This window comes from Streptococcus cristatus (assembly GCF_003943465.1).
GTDB lineage: Bacteria > Bacillota > Bacilli > Lactobacillales > Streptococcaceae > Streptococcus > Streptococcus cristatus_C.
On the sequence record NZ_RJPR01000001.1, the window covers coordinates 137,250 to 157,835 of the forward strand.

General features: G+C 39.6%; 23 protein-coding genes and 1 tRNA gene. 2 read left to right on the top strand and 22 right to left on the bottom strand.

Annotated features, from left to right (window positions below; translation table 11 throughout):
• Positions 1–212: 212 nt before the first annotated feature.
• From fusA to rsgA, 10 genes are all read right to left on the bottom strand, one after another.
• Positions 213–2,291 (bottom strand): elongation factor G, encoded by a 2,079-nt coding sequence (gene fusA / locus D8793_RS00690; RefSeq protein WP_125371181.1) that lies wholly within the window; start codon positions 2,289–2,291, stop codon positions 213–215.
• Positions 2,292–2,569: 278 nt separating this feature from the next.
• A complete protein-coding gene (gene rpsG, locus D8793_RS00695) occupies positions 2,570–3,040 on the bottom strand; it encodes a 30S ribosomal protein S7 (RefSeq protein WP_005591659.1) in 471 nt (156 codons plus the stop codon).
• A gap of 19 nt (positions 3,041–3,059) precedes the next feature.
• A complete protein-coding gene (gene rpsL / locus D8793_RS00700; protein WP_005591658.1) occupies positions 3,060–3,473 on the bottom strand; it encodes a 30S ribosomal protein S12 in 414 nt (137 codons plus the stop codon).
• A 303-nt stretch (positions 3,474–3,776) separates the two neighbouring features.
• Positions 3,777–4,394, bottom strand: a complete 618-nt coding sequence (locus D8793_RS00710; protein ID WP_125371182.1) for a hypothetical protein — start codon at positions 4,392–4,394, stop codon at positions 3,777–3,779.
• Between the two features lie 15 nt (positions 4,395–4,409).
• Positions 4,410–5,225: a pur operon repressor gene (gene purR, locus D8793_RS00715; RefSeq protein ID WP_005591656.1), complete on the bottom strand. Its 816-nt coding sequence runs from the start codon at positions 5,223–5,225 to the stop codon at positions 4,410–4,412.
• A gap of 200 nt (positions 5,226–5,425) precedes the next feature.
• A complete protein-coding gene (locus tag D8793_RS00720; protein WP_125371183.1) occupies positions 5,426–6,370 on the bottom strand; it encodes a 3'-5' exoribonuclease YhaM family protein in 945 nt (314 codons plus the stop codon).
• Positions 6,360–7,616 (bottom strand): DNA recombination protein RmuC, encoded by a 1,257-nt coding sequence (locus D8793_RS00725; RefSeq protein ID WP_125371184.1) that lies wholly within the window; start codon positions 7,614–7,616, stop codon positions 6,360–6,362. The genes D8793_RS00720 and D8793_RS00725 overlap by 11 nt, the downstream gene beginning before the upstream one ends.
• A 1-nt stretch (position 7,617) precedes the next feature.
• Positions 7,618–8,250: a thiamine diphosphokinase gene (locus D8793_RS00730; protein WP_125371185.1), complete on the bottom strand. Its 633-nt coding sequence runs from the start codon at positions 8,248–8,250 to the stop codon at positions 7,618–7,620.
• Entirely contained in the window at positions 8,243–8,902 is a 660-nt protein-coding gene (gene rpe / locus D8793_RS00735) for a ribulose-phosphate 3-epimerase (RefSeq protein WP_045500502.1), read from the bottom strand. Before rpe ends, D8793_RS00730 begins: the two co-directional genes overlap by 8 nt.
• 14 nt (positions 8,903–8,916) lie before the next feature.
• The gene (rsgA, locus tag D8793_RS00740) at positions 8,917–9,795 is read right to left on the bottom strand and encodes a ribosome small subunit-dependent GTPase A (protein WP_125371186.1); all 879 of its coding nucleotides are present in this window, start codon (positions 9,793–9,795) and stop codon (positions 8,917–8,919) included.
• Between the two features lie 99 nt (positions 9,796–9,894).
• Between rsgA and D8793_RS00745 the strand changes: the two genes are divergently transcribed.
• Positions 9,895–9,977 (top strand) — tRNA-Leu (locus tag D8793_RS00745).
• Positions 9,978–10,094: 117 nt separating this feature from the next.
• On the opposite strand, the gene rsmA is transcribed toward D8793_RS00745, so the two are convergent.
• From rsmA to D8793_RS00800, 11 genes are all read right to left on the bottom strand, one after another.
• Positions 10,095–10,967, bottom strand: coding sequence for a 16S rRNA (adenine(1518)-N(6)/adenine(1519)-N(6))-dimethyltransferase RsmA (gene rsmA / locus D8793_RS00750; RefSeq protein WP_125371187.1), 873 nt, complete (start codon positions 10,965–10,967; stop codon positions 10,095–10,097).
• Positions 10,964–11,299, bottom strand: coding sequence for a hypothetical protein (locus D8793_RS00755; RefSeq protein WP_125371188.1), 336 nt, complete (start codon positions 11,297–11,299; stop codon positions 10,964–10,966). Before D8793_RS00755 ends, rsmA begins: the two co-directional genes overlap by 4 nt.
• A gap of 217 nt (positions 11,300–11,516) precedes the next feature.
• Positions 11,517–12,371: an SDR family NAD(P)-dependent oxidoreductase gene (locus D8793_RS00760; RefSeq protein WP_125371189.1), complete on the bottom strand. Its 855-nt coding sequence runs from the start codon at positions 12,369–12,371 to the stop codon at positions 11,517–11,519.
• 11 nt (positions 12,372–12,382) lie between these two features.
• On the bottom strand, positions 12,383–12,952 hold the full coding sequence (gene rnmV / locus D8793_RS00765) for a ribonuclease M5 (RefSeq protein ID WP_125371190.1): 570 nt from the start codon (positions 12,950–12,952) through the stop codon (positions 12,383–12,385).
• 146 nt (positions 12,953–13,098) lie between these two features.
• Positions 13,099–13,440, bottom strand: coding sequence for a hypothetical protein (locus tag D8793_RS11835; RefSeq protein WP_260471081.1), 342 nt, complete (start codon positions 13,438–13,440; stop codon positions 13,099–13,101).
• Between the two features lie 10 nt (positions 13,441–13,450).
• Positions 13,451–14,251 (bottom strand): TatD family hydrolase, encoded by an 801-nt coding sequence (locus D8793_RS00775; protein WP_185761025.1) that lies wholly within the window; start codon positions 14,249–14,251, stop codon positions 13,451–13,453.
• A 116-nt stretch (positions 14,252–14,367) separates the two neighbouring features.
• The gene (locus D8793_RS00780) at positions 14,368–15,507 is read right to left on the bottom strand and encodes a tyrosine-type recombinase/integrase (protein ID WP_125371192.1); all 1,140 of its coding nucleotides are present in this window, start codon (positions 15,505–15,507) and stop codon (positions 14,368–14,370) included.
• A 66-nt stretch (positions 15,508–15,573) separates the two neighbouring features.
• Positions 15,574–15,783, bottom strand: a complete 210-nt coding sequence (locus tag D8793_RS00785) for a hypothetical protein (protein ID WP_003032236.1) — start codon at positions 15,781–15,783, stop codon at positions 15,574–15,576.
• 50 nt (positions 15,784–15,833) lie between these two features.
• Positions 15,834–17,207, bottom strand: a complete 1,374-nt coding sequence (locus tag D8793_RS00790; protein WP_125371193.1) for a Rep family protein — start codon at positions 17,205–17,207, stop codon at positions 15,834–15,836.
• Between the two features lie 564 nt (positions 17,208–17,771).
• Positions 17,772–18,314 (bottom strand): hypothetical protein, encoded by a 543-nt coding sequence (locus tag D8793_RS00795; protein ID WP_125371194.1) that lies wholly within the window; start codon positions 18,312–18,314, stop codon positions 17,772–17,774.
• Positions 18,314–18,652, bottom strand: a complete 339-nt coding sequence (locus tag D8793_RS00800) for a hypothetical protein (RefSeq protein WP_125371195.1) — start codon at positions 18,650–18,652, stop codon at positions 18,314–18,316. The genes D8793_RS00795 and D8793_RS00800 overlap by 1 nt, the downstream gene beginning before the upstream one ends.
• Positions 18,653–18,803: 151 nt before the next feature.
• Between D8793_RS00800 and D8793_RS00805 the strand changes: the two genes are divergently transcribed.
• Positions 18,804–20,033, top strand: a complete 1,230-nt coding sequence (locus tag D8793_RS00805; protein ID WP_125371196.1) for a hypothetical protein — start codon at positions 18,804–18,806, stop codon at positions 20,031–20,033.
• A gap of 118 nt (positions 20,034–20,151) precedes the next feature.
• Here the strand turns inward: D8793_RS00805 and D8793_RS00810 are convergent, their stop codons facing one another.
• Entirely contained in the window at positions 20,152–20,577 is a 426-nt protein-coding gene (locus tag D8793_RS00810; RefSeq protein ID WP_125371197.1) for a hypothetical protein, read from the bottom strand.
• Positions 20,578–20,586 lie beyond the last annotated feature (9 nt).

Below are 20,586 nucleotides of genomic sequence, written 5' to 3' on the forward strand. Positions count from 1 at the left end.
AAAAAAATTTTATGTGAAAAGAGTAACTTGAATCACTACAAATCACCTTTCAACATATCTATTATATACCTTATTGAGCAAAATTGCAACTGATTTCATTATTATTAACAAGTAACAAATTTTCTTTCATGTATTTTCGATATTTTTCATAAATTTCATATTTTGATCCATAAAGAAAAAACGCCCGCTAGAAGCGAGCGTCATGTAGTGAATTATTCACCACGGTGTTTCTTAACGATTTCTTCTTGTACTGACTTAGGTACATCTTCGTAGTGATCAAATACCATCATGAAGGTACCACGTCCTTGTGTTGCAGAACGAAGGACAGTCGCATAACCAAACATTTCAGCAAGTGGAACATAAGCACGAACGATTTGGCTGCTACCATGTGCTTCCATACCGTCAACACGTCCACGACGAGCTGTTACGTGACCCATAACATCACCAAGGTTTTCTTCAGGAACAGTGATGGTTACAAGCATCATTGGCTCAAGGATAGCTGGTTGTGCAGTCTTAGCAGCTTCTTTCAAAGCAAGTGAAGCCGCAACCTTGAAGGCTGTTTCAGATGAGTCGACATCGTGGTATGAACCATCGTAAAGTTTAGCTTTCACATCAACGATTGGGTAGCCAGCAAGGACACCATTCGCCATTGACTCAATCAAACCTTTTTCAACCGCTGGGATGAATTCACGAGGAACCACACCACCGACGATAGCATTTTCAAACTCGAAGCCTTTTCCTTCTTCGTTTGGAGTAAATTCAATCCATACATCACCGAATTGACCTTTACCACCAGACTGACGTTTGAAGAATCCACGTGCTTGAGTAGAAGCGCGGAATGTTTCACGGTAAGATACTTGAGGAGCACCTACGTTTGCTTCAACTTTGAACTCACGACGCATACGGTCAACAAGGACATCAAGGTGAAGCTCACCCATACCAGAGATAACTGTTTCACCAGTTTCAACATTTGTTTCAACGCGGAATGTTGGATCTTCTTCAGCCAATTTTTGAAGGGCAATACCCATCTTATCTTGGTCTGCTTTAGATTTTGGCTCAACCATCAATTGGATAACTGGTTCTGGAACGTTGATTGACTCAAGGATGATTTTAGCTTTTTCATCTGTCAATGAATCACCAGTTGTCGTATCTTTCAAACCAATAGCAGCTGCAATATCCCCAGCATAAACGGTTTCGATTTCTTGACGACTATTGGCATGCAATTGCACAAGACGTCCGATACGTTCACGTTTACCTTTAGAAGTGTTCATTACGTAAGAACCAGATTGAAGTACACCTGAGTAAACACGGAAGAATGTCAAACGACCTACGAATGGGTCAGTCATGATCTTGAAGGCAAGAGCTGCAAATGGCTCTTCGTCAGATGCTGGACGAGTTTCTTCTTCGTCTGTATCTGGGTTGATACCTTTGATCGCTGGGATGTCAAGTGGGCTTGGAAGGTAGTCGATAACCGCATCAAGCATCAATTGAACACCTTTGTTCTTGAAGGCAGAACCACACAATACTGGGAAGAATTCAACGTTGATAGTTGCTTTACGGATACCAGCTTTCAATTCTTCGTTAGTGATTTCTTCACCTTCAAGGTATTTCATCATCAATTCTTCATCAGTTTCAGCAACTGCTTCCACCAATTTTTCACGGTATTTTTGTGCTTGTTCAAGGTATTCAGCTGGAATATCTTCTTCAAGGATATCTGTACCAAGGTCGTTGGTATAGATTTCAGCTTTCATCTTGATCAAGTCGATGATACCACGGAAGTCATCTTCAGCACCGATTGGCAATTGAATTGGATGAGCATTTGCTTGAAGACGGTCGTGAAGAGTGCTTACTGAGTAAAGGAAGTCAGCACCGATTTTGTCCATTTTGTTAGCAAATACGATACGTGGAACTCCGTACTCAGTTGCTTGGCGCCAAACTGTTTCAGTTTGAGGCTCAACACCTGATTGTGAGTCAAGAACGGTAACCGCACCATCCAATACACGAAGAGAGCGTTGTACTTCGATTGTGAAGTCCACGTGTCCTGGTGTGTCGATAATGTTTACGCGGTGGTTGTTCCATTGAGCTGTTGTCGCAGCAGATGTGATAGTGATACCACGTTCTTGCTCTTGCTCCATCCAGTCCATTTGTGACGCACCTTCGTGAGTTTCACCGATTTTGTGGATTTTACCAGTATAGTAAAGGATACGCTCAGTTGTAGTTGTCTTACCAGCATCGACGTGAGCCATGATACCGATATTACGAGTTTTTTCAAGTGAAAATTCGCGTGCCATGAGGTTAGTTTCTCCTATTTTTTTATTTTACAATCTATTATAACATTATTTAGAAAAAACGGATAGGCAGGACCTACCCGTTCTAAATGTTTATCTTGTTTTTTGTTGGTTTCAACTTGTAAGACGATCAGTTGAATTATAGCTAAGAATAATATTTTTAGCTAATTTGAACCCGAGCGAGGCCCTGCGCAAAAAAGACAAACTGCTTTGTGTTCTTCAAACACTGCATCAGTTTCCTATTTTTGCCTTGTGCCTTTAGCGCCCTTGGTATCATGATCTTACCAACGGAAGTGTGCGAAGGCACGGTTAGCTTCAGCCATACGGTGAGTATCTTCGCGTTTCTTAACTGCTGCACCAGTGTTGTTAGCAGCATCCATGATTTCTTTTGCAAGACGATCTTGCATAGTGTGTTCACCACGACCACGTGAAATTGTTACCAACCAACGAAGTCCAAGTGTAGTACGACGTTCTGGACGAACTTCAACCGGTACTTGGTAGTTTGAACCACCGACACGGCGTGCACGTACTTCAAGAACAGGCATGATGTTTTCCATCGCTGTTTCAAATACTTCAAGTGCATCATTTCCAGTAGCTTCTTTGATTTGCTCAAAAGCTCCGTAAACGATAGAAGCTGCTGTACCACGCTTACCATCAAGCATAACGCGGTTGATAAGACGAGTAACTAATTGTGAATTGTAAAGCGGATCTGGCAATACTTCGCGCTTAGGCGCACGGTTTTTACGACTCATTTATCTTTATCCCCTTTCTTTATGCTTTTGGACGCTTAGTACCGTATTTAGAACGGCCTTGCTTACGGTCAGTAACACCTGCTGTATCAAGTGCACCACGAACGATATGGTAACGTACCCCTGGAAGGTCTTTTACACGTCCACCACGAAGAAGCACCACGCTGTGCTCTTGCAAGTTGTGTCCGATACCTGGGATGTAAGCTGTAACTTCGATCAAGTTGCTCAAACGTACACGGGCAAATTTACGAAGGGCTGAGTTAGGCTTCTTAGGTGTCATAGTTCCGACACGAGTTGCAACACCACGTTTTTGTGGTGAAGATACGTTTGTTTGAACTTTTTTGTGGCTGTTGTAACCAACGTTCAAAGCTGGTGATTTAGATTTTTCTACTTTTGATTTACGCGGTTTGCGAACCAATTGGTTAATTGTAGGCATCTACATTCTCCTGTATTTTTTTAATTTTGGTGATGATACACTTGGTGACAGCTACCATCTGTGTGTACTTTTGCAACATTTGTCAGCACGTCTCTGTACACTTTTGAGAGACCAAAAGTAAAAAGTACCGCTTATCATTGTAACACGTAAGCATATCCTCGTCAATAGGTTTTCTTAATTTTTTACTTATCTTCACTTTTTAATCAACCTTTTGCTTGATTATTATCATCTTAAAGATCTGAAAATATGCTACAACTAATTGGTGATAATTACTTAAATACTAACAAAAATAGCTATTCAATCTTATTTTTCACTTGAAGTCTGGGAAGGAACCACCGTATTTGAAGAGGCGCCCGAAGTATCTGAAGACGGGCTTGGTATCTCCGAAGATGGACTTGGGGTAACTTCTGGACTAGAGGATGGTGCAGGAGTCGAACTTTCTTGTGGCTGTATTCGTGGTTCGATGGAGATGGCAGGTGTTCGATAAACTGGCGCAACAGGCGTAGGAGAGAACGACTGCTGCTGGTCTGAATCAGGTTCAGTGGATTCCTCAGGTGTCTTCATTGCATCTTTTACGGCTTGAATTCGACCTTGGAACTTAGCTTTGGCTTCCTCATCTTTTACCTTGTCAACCGCTGCTTGTGCTTGAGTCACACTTTCATCGGTACGCTCTTCTTCTAACTTTTTAACAGCTACTTCAGCATCCTGAATCGTATTATCTTCTGACGATGTTTTCTTAGTAGAACTAGCTTTACTGGAGCTTGAACGTCTACTGTAACTAACTGTTTTGGCGGAGCCCGTATTCTTCTGAGCTGGTTTTAAAAATATAAGTCCAGAAACCAAGATAAGCAGCATTATTGCCAGGATCCCTAAACGAACAAGGTTAGAAGCTCTCTCTAATTTATCAAAAATATTTCTCATAATTCTTTCCTAAAGTTAATCAAATATATTCCCAATCTCAACATCAATCGTATTTGATTTAACATCGATATTGGTCACCTTTAACAGTGATTTGTATTCCAGATGATCGCGATTGGCTTGCGCATTGTCCGCAAAGACAGCTACTCCTGCTAATTCCGAATCAAACTCGGACAGAAGGCTAATCATCCCATTAACTGTTCCGCCTCCCTTGAGAAAGTCATCGACAATCAGCACTCGACTTCCAGCCTTTAGGCTACGTTTTGAGAGAAACATTTTCTCAATTCGATCTCCGCTAGAGCCAGAGACATAGTTGACACTGACCGTAGAGCCCTCAGTGATTTTCAAATCGCGACGGACAATGACAAAGGGAACATTCAAGACATTAGCGACAGCATTGGCAAGCGGAACTCCTTTGGTCGCCACTGTCATAACAGCATCAATCTTTTGATCTTTAAAAGCTTTGGCAATGATGCGGCCAATATTATTGAGGATAGATGGCGTACTGAGCAAATCTGATAAGTAGATATAGCCGCCAGGCAGGATTCGATTGCTTTCAGACAGTTGATCGCGGAGATCTTGAACGATAGCCTTGGCCTCCTTTTCTGAAATGGAAGGAGTGAAGACGACACCTCCCCCAGCACCGGTAATTGTCTCAATTGTACCAATTTCGATTTCTTCAAAGGCACGTTTGATAATTACGATGTCTTCTGAAATGGAAGACTTGGCAGACTCATATTTCTCTGCAAATGTATTTAAACTTGTTAATTGGTAAGGATGGTTAATCAAGTAATTGGAAATAACCACCATGCGCTCACTTCTTCTTAATTTCATTTTTTCACCAATTCGACTCCATCAAAATCAGCCACAAACTAATCTGAGAACGTAGTTCTTCTCGCATAGAGCAGTAATCAATTCTTCCTATTTCAAAGTTTGGAGTGATTTCTATGAATATTTATTTTATTTTTTTCATTATATCATACTATATCAAAAAAACGAACATTATACTAAATATAATGCCCATTTTTCGTATTTCACTTATCAATTTTTGGTTTATAGAAGGAACGATTTTCCAATGCGAATATTTTATTAGTCATTTCTCCTGGAGCAACGAGAGACAGAGCCGTAGTCATCATCATCATTTCCGCATCCAGATTGTCAATCATGTGTAGGATTTCTGCTTCCATAATCTTTGGACGAACGGGACTGCCGTATTCAAGGAGACCGTGGTGGCTAAGGAGGACATGGCGCAAAACGATGACATCTTCCTTGGTATCATCAATTTTCAGCTCCGCCAAGGTTTTGGTCAATTCTTCATCAATCAACGCAATATGGCCAATCAGATTGCCTCGGACAGTATATTCCGTATTTTCTGGACCGCTCAACTCAATGACTTTGGCCAAGTCGTGCAACATAATCCCCGCAAAAAGAAGGCTTTTATTGAGCTGAGGATAGATGTTACCAATTGCATCCGCTAGCTTGACCATAGTAGCTGTATGAAAAGCGAGTCCTGATTCAAAAGCATGGTGATTGGTTTTCGCTGCGGGGTAAGAATAGAATTCCTTATCGTATTTACTGTAAAGGGAGCGCACAACCCTTTGCCAGACTTGATTTTCAATCTTGAAGATCATTTGTGCCAGGTATTCTCGCAGTTCTTTTTGATCAACAGGTGGTTTTTCTTTGAAATCAGCAGGATTATTAGGCTCACCCGCTTTTGGCAGGCGCAGGGTCAACTGATTAACCTGCGGGGTGTTATTGTAGACTTCGCGACGGCCTTGCATGTGGACGACTTTCCCCGCTGTAAATTCTGCCACATTATGGGGCTGGGCATCCCACAATTTCCCCTCAATCACTCCAGTATCATCTTGGAAAGTGAAGGCGAGGTAATTCTTCCCAGCTCTGGTCTGTCGGACTTCGGCTGACTTAATCAGATAAAAGCCTTCAAACAGTTCATCCTTTTTCATTTGATTAATTTTCATAGTCTTCCCTTTCATCTGGAATATCGAGCAAGTGTAAGTGAAGGTCTTGGTCAGACAACTCAATGTGCCGTAGCGTTCTTTCAATGGCATTGGTTCGTCGAGTCAGTAGCTCATCAATGCTGCCAGAAGCGTTCTTCAGATGTTTCTGAGCCTTGGCTAAAATACCGCCAAATTTATTAAATTCCAGCTTGACGCTACCCAGAACCTTGCTGATGTCATCTGCGCTACGCTGGATGTTTAGGGTTTTAAAGCCAACCGAGAGAGAGTTGAGTAGGGCTGACAGGGTAGATGGACCCGCTACAACAATCTGCTCATCTCGCCGCAAACCATCGAAAAACTCTGGATTGCGAACCACCTCGGAATAGAGACCTTCCGTCGGCAAAAACATAATCCCAAAATTAGTCGTAGCTGGCGGAGCTAGATATTTACTCTTGATGTCCTTGGCAAAACGCTTGACGCTAGCCAACAGCGACTTGCGATAAAGTTCAATCTCTTCCTTGTTGCCCGATTCATAAGCTTCTTCCAAGCGGTAATAATCCGCCAGAGGAAATTTGGAATCGATGGGCAGATAGACATAGTCCTGATCCGTCTGTCCCGGCAATTTGATGGCATACTCCACGCGCTCACTAGAACCTGCCACTGTGGCAAATTCCCGCTCATACTGACTAGGTGTCATGATGTCTTCGATAATTTGTCCCAACTGAAGCTCGCCCATAATGCCACGGGTCTTGGTATTGGAAAGAACCTTATTGAGACTGCCCACATCCCGAGCCACTGTCTGCATCTCTCCTAAACCACGATTAACAGATTCTAGCTGCTTGGACACCGTCTCAAAGGAGGTCTGCAGGCGACTCTGCAAAGTCTTCTCCAATTTTTCCTCAACAGTTTGGCGTATCTGCTCCAGCCGCAGGTCATTGGACTCCTGAATTTGGCGCATCCGCTCATCGGTTTTGTCTCGATTTTTACTGAAACTATCCGCCATTTCGGTTCGCAAATCCGTCAAATGGAGGTGCAAATCTGTTCGAACTTCTGCCAGCCGATCTCCCAGAACAAGTTCCAACTCTTTTTGCCGAAGAGCTTCCTGCTGTCTTTCCTGCTCAAAGCGGTAATCCAGCTGGTCGGACAAGTGATCCTCCTGCTCTTCTAGCAAGACTCTGATTGCCTGCTCCTGCTGCCCCTGTCTCTGCCAGAAGAAATAGAGAAAGACCAGATTGATGATAAGCAGGATGATGATGATATACTCCATATCAACTCCTATCTTTACTGTAAATAACAACCGTATAACCTCTGTCAAAGGATAAAAATACAGGTCTATCTATAAATTCGTTAGAAGCATAGACTTTTTTAAAGAAAAAATTCGTTTCATTTAAAGGATATTTGGCTCCTTCAATGGTCAAAGGAACATCTTCGGTCGGCAGAAAGGCCAGATAGTCCATGCCTTCCACTGGCTTGATTTCATGACGGCCAGAGGGCACATAGCGAATGCAATTCTGGTCATCAACTAAGATCAGCTGCTCCATATAGGGAGCGATTTTATCATTGCTGGGCAAGAAAATATTGGCCAGAGCATGGTCTAGACGACCGCCAAAGGCGCCGAAAATCGTCAGATAAGCGTCTGGATAGCGCTCAAAGCAAGCCAGAACAGCCAATTCTAAGTCCGTATCATCCTTTTCAGGCTGAGCCTGAATGACTTCCTTGGCTCTATCTTTGATATGCAGCAATTCTTCATCGGAAACAGAATCAAAATCGCCAACCGCTAAGTCCAGAGGCAAGCCCTGCTTTAGCAAATAAAAGGCACCACGATCAACTCCGACAAAAAGATCAAAATCCCGATTGACCTCCGCTAAATCACCGCCAGCAAACAGAGCAATCCTAGGCATCTAGTGCATCCCTCAAGGTCTGAACTTGATGGCTGACATCACCTTTGAAGACATAGCTACCGGCCACAAAAATATTGGCGCCAGCTTCTCTAGCCATCTGAATCGTCTTATCGTCAATCCCACCGTCCACTTCAATATCAAAGTTCAGCTGATTGGCCTCTCGCAGAGCGACCAGTTCACGAATCTTACCCATGGTTTCGGGCAGAAAAGCCTGACCGCCAAATCCTGGATTGACTGTCATCACTAAGACCTGGTCCACTAAATTCAAGACATTTTTAATCGCTTCGACTGGGGTTCCTGGATTGATAACCACACTAGGCTTGACGCCTGCCGCACGAATCTTCTGCAGAGCCCCGTGAATATGCGGTGTCGCTTCCACATGGATGCTGATAATATCCGCACCCGCCCGAGCAAATTCCTCAATATGATGCTCAGGATTGGATACCATGAGATGGCAGTCAAAAACCATCTTGCTGTGGGGACGCATACTGGCCACAACCCCAGCCCCAAAGCTGATATTGGGTACAAAATGACCATCCATGACATCCAAATGGGCATACTCCGCTCCGCTAGCTTCTAGCTTTTTCAACTCTGTCTCAAAATTAGCATAATCCGCACTCAGAACAGAGGGAGCAATTTTAAATGTTTTCATGATAGTTCCTTTCTCTATTTAGGAAGTTTTTTAGCCGTCTTTTTATAAATTTCACGACGATTTTCGATTTCACTGAGAAATTGCAGGTAATTTTCAAAACGAAAAGCGGCAATTCGCTCGGCTTCTACGGCTGGTTTGACGGCACAAGCCGGCTCGTGCGTATGGGTACAAGTTCGGAACTTGCAGTCCCGACTGATTTCGGCAATTTCTGGAAAGGCGGCGTTCAGGTCTTCTGCCTTGTCTACTTCATAGTCTAAGGAAGAAAAGCCTGGAGTGTCCGCAATTTTTCCGCCATTTAGGTTATAAAAGCTAACCGCCCGTGTCGTATGACGCCCCCGCCCCAGACTTTCAGAAATTTCTCCTGTTTCTAATTGTAAGTCTGGTGCTATTTTATTGAGCAGGGTGGATTTCCCAACACCAGTCTGACCCATAAAAACAGTGATTCTCCCCGTCAGAAGTGGCAGTAACTCCTCAGTGGTTTTAACAACCTCATAGCCGATGGCCTGATAGGCCTGTACATAAGTATCCAAACTGGCGTCATCCTCCAACAGATCCAGCTTAGTCAGATAGATGAGCGGGTGGATGTCCTTGTGCTCCAAAAGTACCAAAAAACGATCCAAGAGATTAGCATTGAAGTCCGGCTCCTTGGCACTCATGATGACAACTGCCTGATCAATGTTTACAATGGGTGGCCGCACCAAACTATTTTTACGCTCGGCGATTTTTAAAATGTAACCTTCAGAATCCTTGTCCGCTGAAAATTCGACATGGTCACCAACATAAGGCGTCTGACCTTTTTTGCGGAAATTTCCACGCGCTCTCGTCTGATATACCTGCCCATCTGACTCTACATAATAAAAGCCAGCCAAGGCTTTGATAATTATTCCTTGCAAGACTGCTCCTTTAAAGTTAATACAATTATTATATCAAAAAAACATATATTTGGCTTTTACTATTGGCATTTTCAAAAAATATGTTATAATAAAAAGCAAGCGGAGGTGGTGGAACGGCAGACACGCATGCTTCAGGCGCATGTGCCCGTACGGGTGTGAGGGTTCAAATCCCTTCCTCCGCATCGAACAGGAACTCTTGTCCAAGTTGACAAGAGTTTTTCTTTTGAAAAATTATGAAATCGTCTTGAAATTTCTTTCAGAAAAATCAGCCCTTTTCAAAAAGGGCTGGTTTTCAAATCTTATAATCCTTGTTCCTTCAAGGCATCCGCCAGACGGGCAAAATCTGCCAAAGTCAAGGCTTCCCCCCGAACACTTGGAGACAACTCAGCTTGCTCTAAAGCAGCTGTTAGCTTAGCCTTGGTCTCCTCAGACTTTCCAAAATGACTGGTCAGATTGTTCCAGAGCGTCTTGCGACGATGGACAAAGCTAACCTTGGAAACCTTGAAAAAGAATTTCTCGTCTTGGACTTCCACTGCTGGCTGGTCTCTACGCACCATCTTGAGAATGGCCGAATCCACATTTGGCGCTGGCACAAAGACTGTCCGCGGCACGATAAAGGCAACCTTGGCCGTCATGTAATACTGCACCGCAATCGACAAACTGCCATAGGCCTTGGTATTAGGCTGAGCCGAAATACGATCTGCCACTTCCCTCTGCATCATCACGACAAACTCACTAAAAGGAATCCCGCTCTCAATCAAATGCATAAGAATCGGCGTCGTGATGTAGTAGGGAAGATTCGCCACCACCTTGATAGGCAGGTCTGGATTTTTAAATTCTGCTATGTACTGAGCCAGATCAACCTTGAGAATATCCTGATTAACCACTGTCACATTGTCAAAATCGCGCAGAGTATCCGCTAAAATCGGTACCAGCCGATCATCAATCTCAAAGGCCATGACCTCTGCGGCACTTTCCGCCAAAAATTCTGTCAAAGCCCCAATACCAGGACCAATTTCAATGACATTGACCTTTTTGTCAATCTCTGCTGTATCCACAATCTTCTGGAGGATATTGGTATCCGTCAGGAAATTCTGACCGAAAGATTTTTTAAAAGTGAAACCGTGACGCTCCAGAATGGCACGGGTCACACTATAATCTGCAATTCTCATTTTCTCTCTTTTCTATTATAGTAAGCTTCTGGAGTATAATGATAGAGCAAAACAAATAAGGGTGTTCCATCAAATCCTTCCACCATATCTTTTAGGAGTGCATCTGGATGAATGATTTCTCGTGTTTTGGTGAAATAAACTCCGTGTTCCCCGTTTCTATTACGAAGTTCCCAGGCAACATTATTCCCTTGGACAGAAGGTAGGTAACGTTCCATTTCTAGAAAGTCAAAAAATTCTTTCACCGTCATATCTTCAGGAATCTCAAATTCCACCTCATGAGGCAGTACATCGTCCCCCATACACACAGAATCTCTATCAACTCGGATTTTCATTTTGCTCTCTCCTTATAAGTTTCTATTTGAACGCTATCAAAATAAATCTAAGTACCTCTATTGTAACACATTCTCCATGCATTTTGAGGTCTGCTCAACTATTATCATAAGATTTCATAGCTTCTTCCACTTCTGCCAAGATCACTCCAAACAGATTTAGATATCTGAATTTCCTTCCACTATTGAAGTAAGCATAAAAATTTATTTTTCTAAATCTTTATAGATTGTCTCTTGAAAAGGTCAGTTGTTCAAGTAAGTAATAGAGTCTTGCTTGCTCCTCTTCCTTGTAAGCAAATGCGTTAGCCTTTACTTCTCTGCATTTCTCGTCATACAAAAAACCGTCATGGCCATCTTCTGTAGATAAGGCTGTATAGACTTTCGCCATTTCTTCAGGACTCATCGAAAATCTTGACTTAATTTTATACAGATTTTTCATAAAAGCGCTGAGGTGATCATAGCGGCGCATATCTACTTTGACATTGGTTACACGGATTGCCTGAATTTTGATGCCTTTCCACTGTTTCCGCATATAAAGTGACAGCATCAACAAGGCTAGTTTATTCTGATAATAGGTCTTGGCAGGACTATAATGTTTTTGACCAGCTAAATTTTCAAAATCAAGCTTCATGAAAGGATAAAGCATCAGCCCTTGGGAAGAAATATTAATAATCCGACCACTTTTTGACTTTTCCAACAAGCCCCTCAACAAGGTAGAAAGTAAAAAGGGAGCAACCACGTTGGTCGCAAATTGCTTTTCTAATCCCTCCCTAGTCAGGATTGGCTTTTTGACTGACAAATCAAAGTCAGCTGCATTGTTAATCAGAACGTCTAGAGCGTCTTCTTTTTGGATATACTGTTCTACCGCTTTCCTGACACTCTTCACATCAGATAGATCAACCAAGATATAATCTACATGTGGATTTCCTGTCTGCTGACGAATTTCCTCACAGGCTTGCTCAGCCGCTTCTTTTCGCCGGCAAAATAGGGTCACTGACCACTCTTTTTCAGCTAACTGTTTAGCAGCCTGATAGCCTATACCACTATTGCCGCCCGTAATAATTACTTTTTTCATTTCTGACTCCGTTAAACTGAATACTTGAGCATGACTTCTTCTACTTCCGCCAAAGTCACGCCAAACAGTTCCAGTCGCTTTAGTAGCTGCTTGCCGTTAGAATAGCCGATACGGAGCCGCTCGCCCAGATACTCTCGGCGCTGACGGCTATCGCTTCCCATGAGCAACCCTAGGCGCATAAGGTCATTCTTTGTTACATCAAAATCACTGCTTGACTCAAAATGGCTGGTCACCCCAGCGAGGGCTGTCTTTAAGTCTTCAAAGCTAGCATGCTCAATGCCTAACGAGCGCCCTTTAGTCTTGGACTTAGGAGCTGCTTCATCACGCTTGAGGAAGGCATGTTGGACAGTGGGAATTTCCGTCATAATCAGACGGCGAATCCGCTCGCCGTTGAAATCAGGATCTGTAAAGACAATAACTCCATGCAAATCATGCAGACGCTGAATGCGTTCTATATCCTGGTCATTTATTGCGGAACCTCGTGTCTCATATGTTTCCACGTCAAAGTAACGCTTGAGATTGGCCGTATCATCGCGACCTTCAACCACGATGACTTGGGAAATTTTTATTCTATTTATCACTATCGTACTCCATTTTAATCATAACCTGACAAAGTTAAAAGAACGATTTCTTCTGGAAAAACCAACAAGCGAACACTGCCAGTCACGGCACCTGATTCCAAAAACAAGAGTTCCCCATTTTCCTCTTTTAAAGAATAAATAAGCGGCTACCTCTCTTTAATTTTTTGACATAATTTCTGAAATCGTACCTCTAATTCAGGAACATTGATGATTAAATATTTGAAAAAATTCAGCAAATTTTTTTCTGATATTAGATTATCTTCATAATTGATTTCTCCTAATTCATTTAAGAGGCAGATTGTATCTGGCAGATTTTTCAAACTGTACCCAAGTAATTCAAAAGTGAGAGGAGCAATCAAGAACTCACACAGATTCATTTCTTGAAGCAAGTCATTGAAGGCAATAGTTGATGTTTTATTAATCTTTGCCAACATGTCTTCGGAAATACCTCTAAAATAATATCTATCATTACTTTGTATGTCAGACAATTGTTCCCTCCTATTCATCTATGTCTCTCAGCCCAAACACCTTCTTTGCATTTTCATAGGTCGCTTGAGCCACTTCTTCGACCGTCAGCCCACGCAGTTCAGCAATTTTCTCTACCACATAGCGAGTATAGGCTGTTTTGTTTTCTCGGCCACGCTTGGGAACAGGTGCCAAGTAAGGTGCATCCGTCTCGACGAGGATTTTGTCCAAAGGCAGATACTGCGCTGCTTCCTGAATGTCCGTCGCTTTTTTAAAGGTGACGACTCCAGAAAAGGAAATCATCATCCCCAGCTCGATAAAACGCTCTGCCATTTCCAAAGAACCCGAATAAGAGTGCATGATACCGCCCCGAGGGCCTACACCCTCACTCTTGATAATCTCATAGGTATCTTCTAAGGCGTCGCGCGTGTGGACGACAAAGGGCAGATCTAACTCTTTGGAGAGCTGGATTTGTCGGCGAAATACTCGCTCTTGCACTTCCTTAGGCGCTGTCATCCAGTGATAATCCAGCCCAATCTCGCCCAGAGCCACCACTTTTGGATGAGCAAGCTTGTCCAGCAGATAGGCTTCCACCGCCTCATCATAAGTCCCAGCCTCAGTCGGATGCCAGCCAATCGTAGCATAAATCTGCTCATAATTGTCGGCCAACTCCAAGGCGCGCTCAATAGTAGGCCGGTCAAAACCGACAACATTCATATTGCTAACGCCCATTTCTGCAGCCAACCGAAGCTCTTCTGCCTCTTGACCAGCAAATTCTTCCACATTTAAATGCGTGTGTGTATCAAAAATTTTCAAACTATATTTCCTCCTCATTCCTGAAAGTTCCCTGAGCCTTGAAAATCAAGGATTTTATTTTTTGATATTTCCTCATATTTCCTTTATTTACTAGTAGCTTGGGTTAGTATTTGGTTAGTTCTATGGTTAGTGTTTTACAGGCGGATTTGATTGAGTTTTCCCCTCATTTCGTCCTGCACATTCTGAGTAATATGATTGTAGACCGTCAAAGTAATAGAGGGGTCCCTATGTCCTACACGCTCCATAATAGCTCTGATAGGCACACCCAATTCTGCCAGTAAGCTAATGTGAGAATGTCTAAGCATGTGAACATTATAAGCTCGTCCCTCGCCTAAAACTGTATCACAAATATCTTTGATAAACTTATACAATAAAGGCTGTCTCATAATATTCCCCTGGTCAGTCACAAAGATAAAATCTTCATCAAGACAATTTAGCCGGAAATAGTCAATAATTGCTAAACATCGTTCACTAAGAGCTATCGTCCTGACCGAACCTACTGTCTTTGTTGTCTGCAAGACTCTTTCATCATACCTATGTGCAACGTAGTCGATGGTATGGTCAATCTTCAGAAGATGGTTTTCAAAGTCCACATCCTGATAGCGAACCCCAATAAATTCAGCAAAACGAAGGCCTGTTAGAAAGATAAACTCCATTGCTAAAGCGTATCGTTTGTCTTTATTGTGACTCTCACAGTAAGACAGAACCAAACCCAGTTCTTCTTTACTGATAAAGTGTTCCTTAGCCTTCTTAAGCTTCTCATAATCCACTTTTTGCTTGGGAATCACTACACTTTTTACAGGCGACTCTGAGATATAGCCAATCTTTTCAGCATAACCGAAAATACCATTCAAATAAATCTTACGATTTTTCCGTGTTGAGTTTTGAATATCTAAACTCATGAGATAGGTTTGAATTAATTGCGTAGTGTAATCGGATAACCTCAAATCTCCCACTGCATCCATGAAAAACTTCAAGCATTTCATCTCACTTCTAAAACTAGAGGGTTTAATCTCACTAGCTCGAATGACCTCCCACTCTGCCAACAGCTGACTAAAAGGCATATCCTTGATTTTTTGCTTTCTCAATTCCTCTTTTGTAGGAGCGGTGAGAATCTTATCAATCTTCCTTGCTAAACGGCGTTTAGCCTCTGCTTGTGAAACTCGAGATTTTGATTTCAGAGTCACAGTGACCTGTTTCCACTTCTGTTCTCGCTCATCATAAAACTTCTCATAATAGCGATATTTGCCATTATCTAACTCTTTATAAAACATTTTTTCTCCTTTTACTTATCTTATAAGCAAAGGAAAGCTATGTAGCATAGCTTAATTATAACACAACTACATAGCTTCCTCATACTTCTTTTGTTTATATTGCAAAAACTGCTCGTATCCCTCAATACTTATATATACTCTCTTATGAGATGGTTTTAAAATATAGCATTGAAATTGTTCTATCCGTCTCATTTCAGTTAAATCATTATTCAATGTCTTTAAGGGAACATCAAACAGCTCTGAAATATTCTTTTTAGTTTTATATAAATTTTCCATAATACTCTCTTGTTTGATATAATGGAGATGATAAAAGACAATTTTTTTTATCACTTACTTGGCTTGTCAGTTGCTCCGCTAAAAGTGTCTGACAGGTTTTTTTCTTGCTCTAATTCCCACTTATTATTTAGACTAACTTGGGCTAACAAAAATTCTACTAATTCACCTTTATTCATGAAATTATTTTTTTCAAAATCATGATTTATAGTAACTATAGTTTCACGATTGGGAATCTTTCTTTTAACATTGCTAGCCTTTTTAGGACTCGCTTGGAAAAATTGGATATTATCCCCTACCTGATAATTTTGTAGGGTAATAAGTGAGTCAAATCGCCGTATAAACTGAGATAAATCTTCTCGCTCATTATCCTTACATTTATAGAAAAATTCTAATGGATGTTTGGTACTTGTAACAATGATAATCCTCGCTGAAGGTAAGATATTTTTGTACCGAGCAGAGCCAAAACTGATGTTATAATTGTCAAGCAACTTTAGCCAATCACTAGCTGTTAAACTTTCTCCTCTAACATCATCAAGTAAAAGGATTTCTTCACCGTTTAGGTCATCCATGATATTTGTTCCAGCAGTAGTAGCTAAATCCCATTTTTGACCATTTCTCAATGCCAAGCCCTGAATTTTTGACGCCAACTCTTTAGCAAATCTGGTCTTACCTAACCCTGACCTTCCATGAATAAATAGAACTGTTTTTTTGAACTCACCATTCTCTATTGCTTTCTTCGTTCTATTCCCTTTTATCTCACCGAGCACAGCAAAGGCCTCGTTTATCCTAGTTTTAAATGTCGTGTAAATCATGTGATACTTTTCATCTAATAGGATTTCTGATTTCCCAATTTTTTCTTGGATAATATCTAGAATAAGATTATCAATTTCATCTTCTGAAAATTTAATATCTTTCTTTATTCTTCCTCTTTTCCAGCAACCGAACCTCTCCTTAAATACCTCCATGTAGTTTTTTCCAACAACACTAACTACATCTTGAGGAGCATATTGATATTTGTTGTTTTCTTTACTATGGATTAAATAAGAGAGTAAATTGTCATAACCATATCTCCCACGCTTAGCTTTTTCAATATATTGTGGTTCAATTCCAATTACATCTGCCAACTTAGAGATAGGTATTCCTTCTGAAAGTTTAAATAATAAGTGCCCGTGATTCTCTATTGGTTTTGTATAAAACTGTTGTGTTTCAACATCATACAGTTCCTCTTCATCTTTATCATGAATAATTCCATATGCTTCAGACACCGTGGTTATCTCACTAATACGTTTGACCATCTCATTAAGGAGGGGTGCAATATCTCCCCCTTTAGCTTCTGTAATAAAGCTAACATCCCAATCCTTCCAATATTGCTCAGAAAAATATTGAACAACCATAAAGCACTGGATTTTGGATTCTTTTGTCATTAATTTAACTCCTTTTTCTAATTATTCCTTTAATTGTTCAGGTTAGACTAGTTGACAAGCCCAGTCTAAACCACGCGCGTTGAATAATTAAAATTAAAACTACAAGTATTGTTTTCGTTTTGAAAGATTAAAACTCCAAAAACTGAAAATTAATACAGTCTCTTACAAAAATATATTTCAAATTATTATCAGCTATATACAAAATTGGTCGTGCTCTAATCTCTATTAAAAACTTCATCAGCTTACCTTTTCTCACTAACTTTTTGAATTATCATTACATATTTTGATGATAGCTATTTCTCATATCTGTACCTCATCATAGCAGTCATAGATATTCTTACTCAGTCTGCATTGCCTCACTGCATTCTGACGTGACATCTGCTCGCTTGTCTTATCTGACTGCGTCTCACGAATGTCACTACTGTTCAAAGAACAGTTCATTTGCTCAACAATTTGACTTCGTAAAAATATCGGTTCTGCTGTAGAAAGATAAAATATATCAACATCAAATAGATATCTTACAAATATGAATAATGCTTTCTCAAAATGCCTAGCTTCAAAACGCTAAATCTGATTATATTTTTTATAAAAATGATAGAGCTTACTAACAAACCAATTTTTATTGAGCCATTGTTCAAATTTTTCAATCTGATTTTTAGTATGCTCGAACTGTTCAAGTGTTTTTTCAGATTCTCTTTGAAGTTCGTCATAAGCTCTTTCAAATTCAATAACAGCATCTTGTACATCAAATAATTGATTATTTGAACGCTCAAACTCCTTCTCTTTTTTATCAATCTCAGTTTTTAACTCTTCAATTTCATCTAAGAGTTTATTTTTTTCGTTTGATAATGATTTTAATAATTTAGACACTCGATTTTCAATGTTTGATACACGTACCGAACCCGTTTTCTCATCAGATTCAACCACTAATCCCAAATATATCGGTGCCTTATTGGCAGAGTAATCATATCCGATAACAGAATATTCAACATCTTTTGTAAGTTTTATTCCGAATTTAGCTTTCCTTTGCTCATCAAATGTAAAACCGACAATCTTACCTCGAACCTCTTCTTCTAAAACATCATCAGTAAAAAATATTTGAGCCATTATTTATCTCTTTCTAAGATATTAAAATCTTCACATTTAAAATAGACATCGTCTTTGATTCTTACAGCAGATAGATGCTCAAACTTTATTGCTACAATATCTTCGGGCAAGCTTTCATATCTCTTTGAAGTCTTCACTTCGAATGGTGGCAGTCCATTCCCCGGCTGATAAAACCAATATTTGTACCCATCAATTTCCCATCTTTCTGTTTCCTTATTTTGTTTAAAGGATTCTTGAGGAAGAGACGGAAGCCAAAATACTGGCTTGTTCTTTTTAATCAACGTATTAGCAAATTCTTCGCTATGTTTATTTTGTTTTAATAATTTCGGTAGCTTCATTGCTCTCTCCTTTTTTATTAAAGTTAAGTTTTTTAAAATCAGAAACGTGATAAAATATTTATTATTCATGAACTATTCATTAAAATATACCTCCTTTTTTTATGTTTTAATGATACAATGAAATAATTTTTGGGTTAAGGAGCAAAATAATATGAATGATATTTTTAGTTTTTATAAAAAAATTACAGAAGACAGAGACTATAGTTTTGTATACGAAATATGTTTTGATACAATTCTAGAACAGTTTGGTTATAAGTCCCAAACAGAATTTGAGAAAAAACATCTGACAAATGATGAATACCAACAAATATTAGACGCGTTTGAACACTATTTAAAAAGATATTTTACAGTTCAAGAACTACAGCAAGTAGTAACCAAAGAAACATACTACTATGTTTCTAAAGACAATCTATATCGTAAGATTCAATACCTTGAAAAAAACACAATATTCTTAGAAAAAATAAACAAACTCCAGACAACTTATAATAACAACAAACCAGCCATGCAAATAATCCATAACAATAAAGCCGGGCGTCCAAAAAAATCATATAATATATTTTTTGTTGCTTGTCTTATTGAGTATATAAAACAGGAACAGGAAAAGAAAAAGATTGTTAAGCACATTAAAATTCAAAATTTAGGTGAATTACGACAGCATCTAAACAATACTATGACTGATTCTGAAGCATACTGGGAAATAATCCTGGAAAAATTTGATGAGATAGAAGACAGATACTTTAAAGAGATTATCAAAGACTATGGTATGGCTTATAGGAACATTATGAAAATACTTGAATTTAATCGGATGGTTTTAGAAAATCAGAAAGATTTAATTGAAGCAACTAATATCAACACTGAGGAAATTAAATCTATAATTCAAGAGTATATCAACTATTTCATTAATAGGACGTCTCTAATAACCGAGCTATCTAGTAAAGAAAGTATTAATTATTTCCTTCAAGATAATAGTTCGTTTCTTAATAATACCGAAAACTTTTTTGAAGAGTTTGCAGTTGAAACTATAGAATGCGATATAGAATTTTATAGAAAGCATGCTAGCGATTATAAATTCAAAAAAAGTAGTATTTACTTTTGCATCCATGCCAGAAAGCGAATTGAGGAACAAACTAAAATCGATATTAAAAATAATAATTTCTATCTCATTGATAATCATATTCAACTGTTAAAAGACTTTAGCAAAAGATACATAGAAAAACCAATCTTAGAAGTAGAAGAAATTTATAAAGATTTAGATTGGCAATTCCACTTATCAGTCAAAAATCCTATTCGACAATTACTGATAGATGGAATCAAAGCTTCAGATAATACTACACAAACACAACAATTAAGAGAATTTCTTATTGATTACAAATGGCTATAAAATAGAGTAAAGATATATTAAAAGGACACATCGCCCCATGTGTCCTTTGGTTTCTATATAAGAGTGGAAAAGACTAAAAACTACGCTATTCCCACTCTTATAAAGAAAAATATGTTAGCTATTTAACTTTTTTCAACTTAATAGTTCCAAACGTATGTGTTATATCTTCCAACAAAATCGTATTAGTTGACACCTTAAACGTGGTCTCGTTCCCACTATTATCTTCAATAGTGCCTTTCTTTAAGTCAATTGTCACACGTTGACCATAGATACTTTTTCTACGACTACCATTTTCAGTTACAAAATGAATATCAATTGTCCCTTGATTTCTTTCTTTTATCTGTAAAACATATCGTAAAGTAAGTTCTTCTTCGTTATCCTCATATGAATCATCTGTATAGCCTTTTTTTTCATACACATAAACACCTATCAAATCCTCATAATTGACTTCTGATTTCGTTTTAGAAGTCGAAGCACATGCACCCAGACTAAACAGTATCACCCCTATAAATAATAATTTTATAAAATTCTTTCTCTTATCCAACTCTTACTC

Excerpts from the sequence above, each read along its gene's own strand:
- fusA (WP_125371181.1), bottom strand. The coding sequence starts at position 2,291 with ATGGCACGCGAATTTTCACTTGAAAAAACTCGTAATATCGGTATCATG.
- rpsG (WP_005591659.1), bottom strand. The coding sequence starts at position 3,040 with ATGAGTCGTAAAAACCGTGCGCCTAAGCGCGAAGTATTGCCAGATCCG.
- rpsL (WP_005591658.1), bottom strand. The coding sequence starts at position 3,473 with ATGCCTACAATTAACCAATTGGTTCGCAAACCGCGTAAATCAAAAGTA.
- D8793_RS00710 (WP_125371182.1), bottom strand. The coding sequence starts at position 4,394 with ATGAGAAATATTTTTGATAAATTAGAGAGAGCTTCTAACCTTGTTCGT.
- purR (WP_005591656.1), bottom strand. The coding sequence starts at position 5,225 with ATGAAATTAAGAAGAAGTGAGCGCATGGTGGTTATTTCCAATTACTTG.
- D8793_RS00720 (WP_125371183.1), bottom strand. The coding sequence starts at position 6,370 with ATGAAAATTAATCAAATGAAAAAGGATGAACTGTTTGAAGGCTTTTAT.
- D8793_RS00725 (WP_125371184.1), bottom strand. The coding sequence starts at position 7,616 with ATGGAGTATATCATCATCATCCTGCTTATCATCAATCTGGTCTTTCTC.
- D8793_RS00730 (WP_125371185.1), bottom strand. The coding sequence starts at position 8,250 with ATGCCTAGGATTGCTCTGTTTGCTGGCGGTGATTTAGCGGAGGTCAAT.
- rpe (WP_045500502.1), bottom strand. The coding sequence starts at position 8,902 with ATGAAAACATTTAAAATTGCTCCCTCTGTTCTGAGTGCGGATTATGCT.
- rsmA (WP_125371187.1), bottom strand. The coding sequence starts at position 10,967 with ATGAGAATTGCAGATTATAGTGTGACCCGTGCCATTCTGGAGCGTCAC.
- D8793_RS00755 (WP_125371188.1), bottom strand. The coding sequence starts at position 11,299 with ATGAAAATCCGAGTTGATAGAGATTCTGTGTGTATGGGGGACGATGTA.
- D8793_RS00760 (WP_125371189.1), bottom strand. The coding sequence starts at position 12,371 with ATGAAAAAAGTAATTATTACGGGCGGCAATAGTGGTATAGGCTATCAG.
- D8793_RS00775 (WP_185761025.1), bottom strand. The coding sequence starts at position 14,251 with ATGAGGAGGAAATATAGTTTGAAAATTTTTGATACACACACGCATTTA.
- D8793_RS00780 (WP_125371192.1), bottom strand. The coding sequence starts at position 15,507 with ATGTTTTATAAAGAGTTAGATAATGGCAAATATCGCTATTATGAGAAG.
- D8793_RS00785 (WP_003032236.1), bottom strand. The coding sequence starts at position 15,783 with ATGGAAAATTTATATAAAACTAAAAAGAATATTTCAGAGCTGTTTGAT.
- D8793_RS00790 (WP_125371193.1), bottom strand. The coding sequence starts at position 17,207 with ATGACAAAAGAATCCAAAATCCAGTGCTTTATGGTTGTTCAATATTTT.
- D8793_RS00795 (WP_125371194.1), bottom strand. The coding sequence starts at position 18,314 with ATGGCTCAAATATTTTTTACTGATGATGTTTTAGAAGAAGAGGTTCGA.
- D8793_RS00800 (WP_125371195.1), bottom strand. The coding sequence starts at position 18,652 with ATGAAGCTACCGAAATTATTAAAACAAAATAAACATAGCGAAGAATTT.
- D8793_RS00805 (WP_125371196.1), top strand. The coding sequence starts at position 18,804 with ATGAATGATATTTTTAGTTTTTATAAAAAAATTACAGAAGACAGAGAC.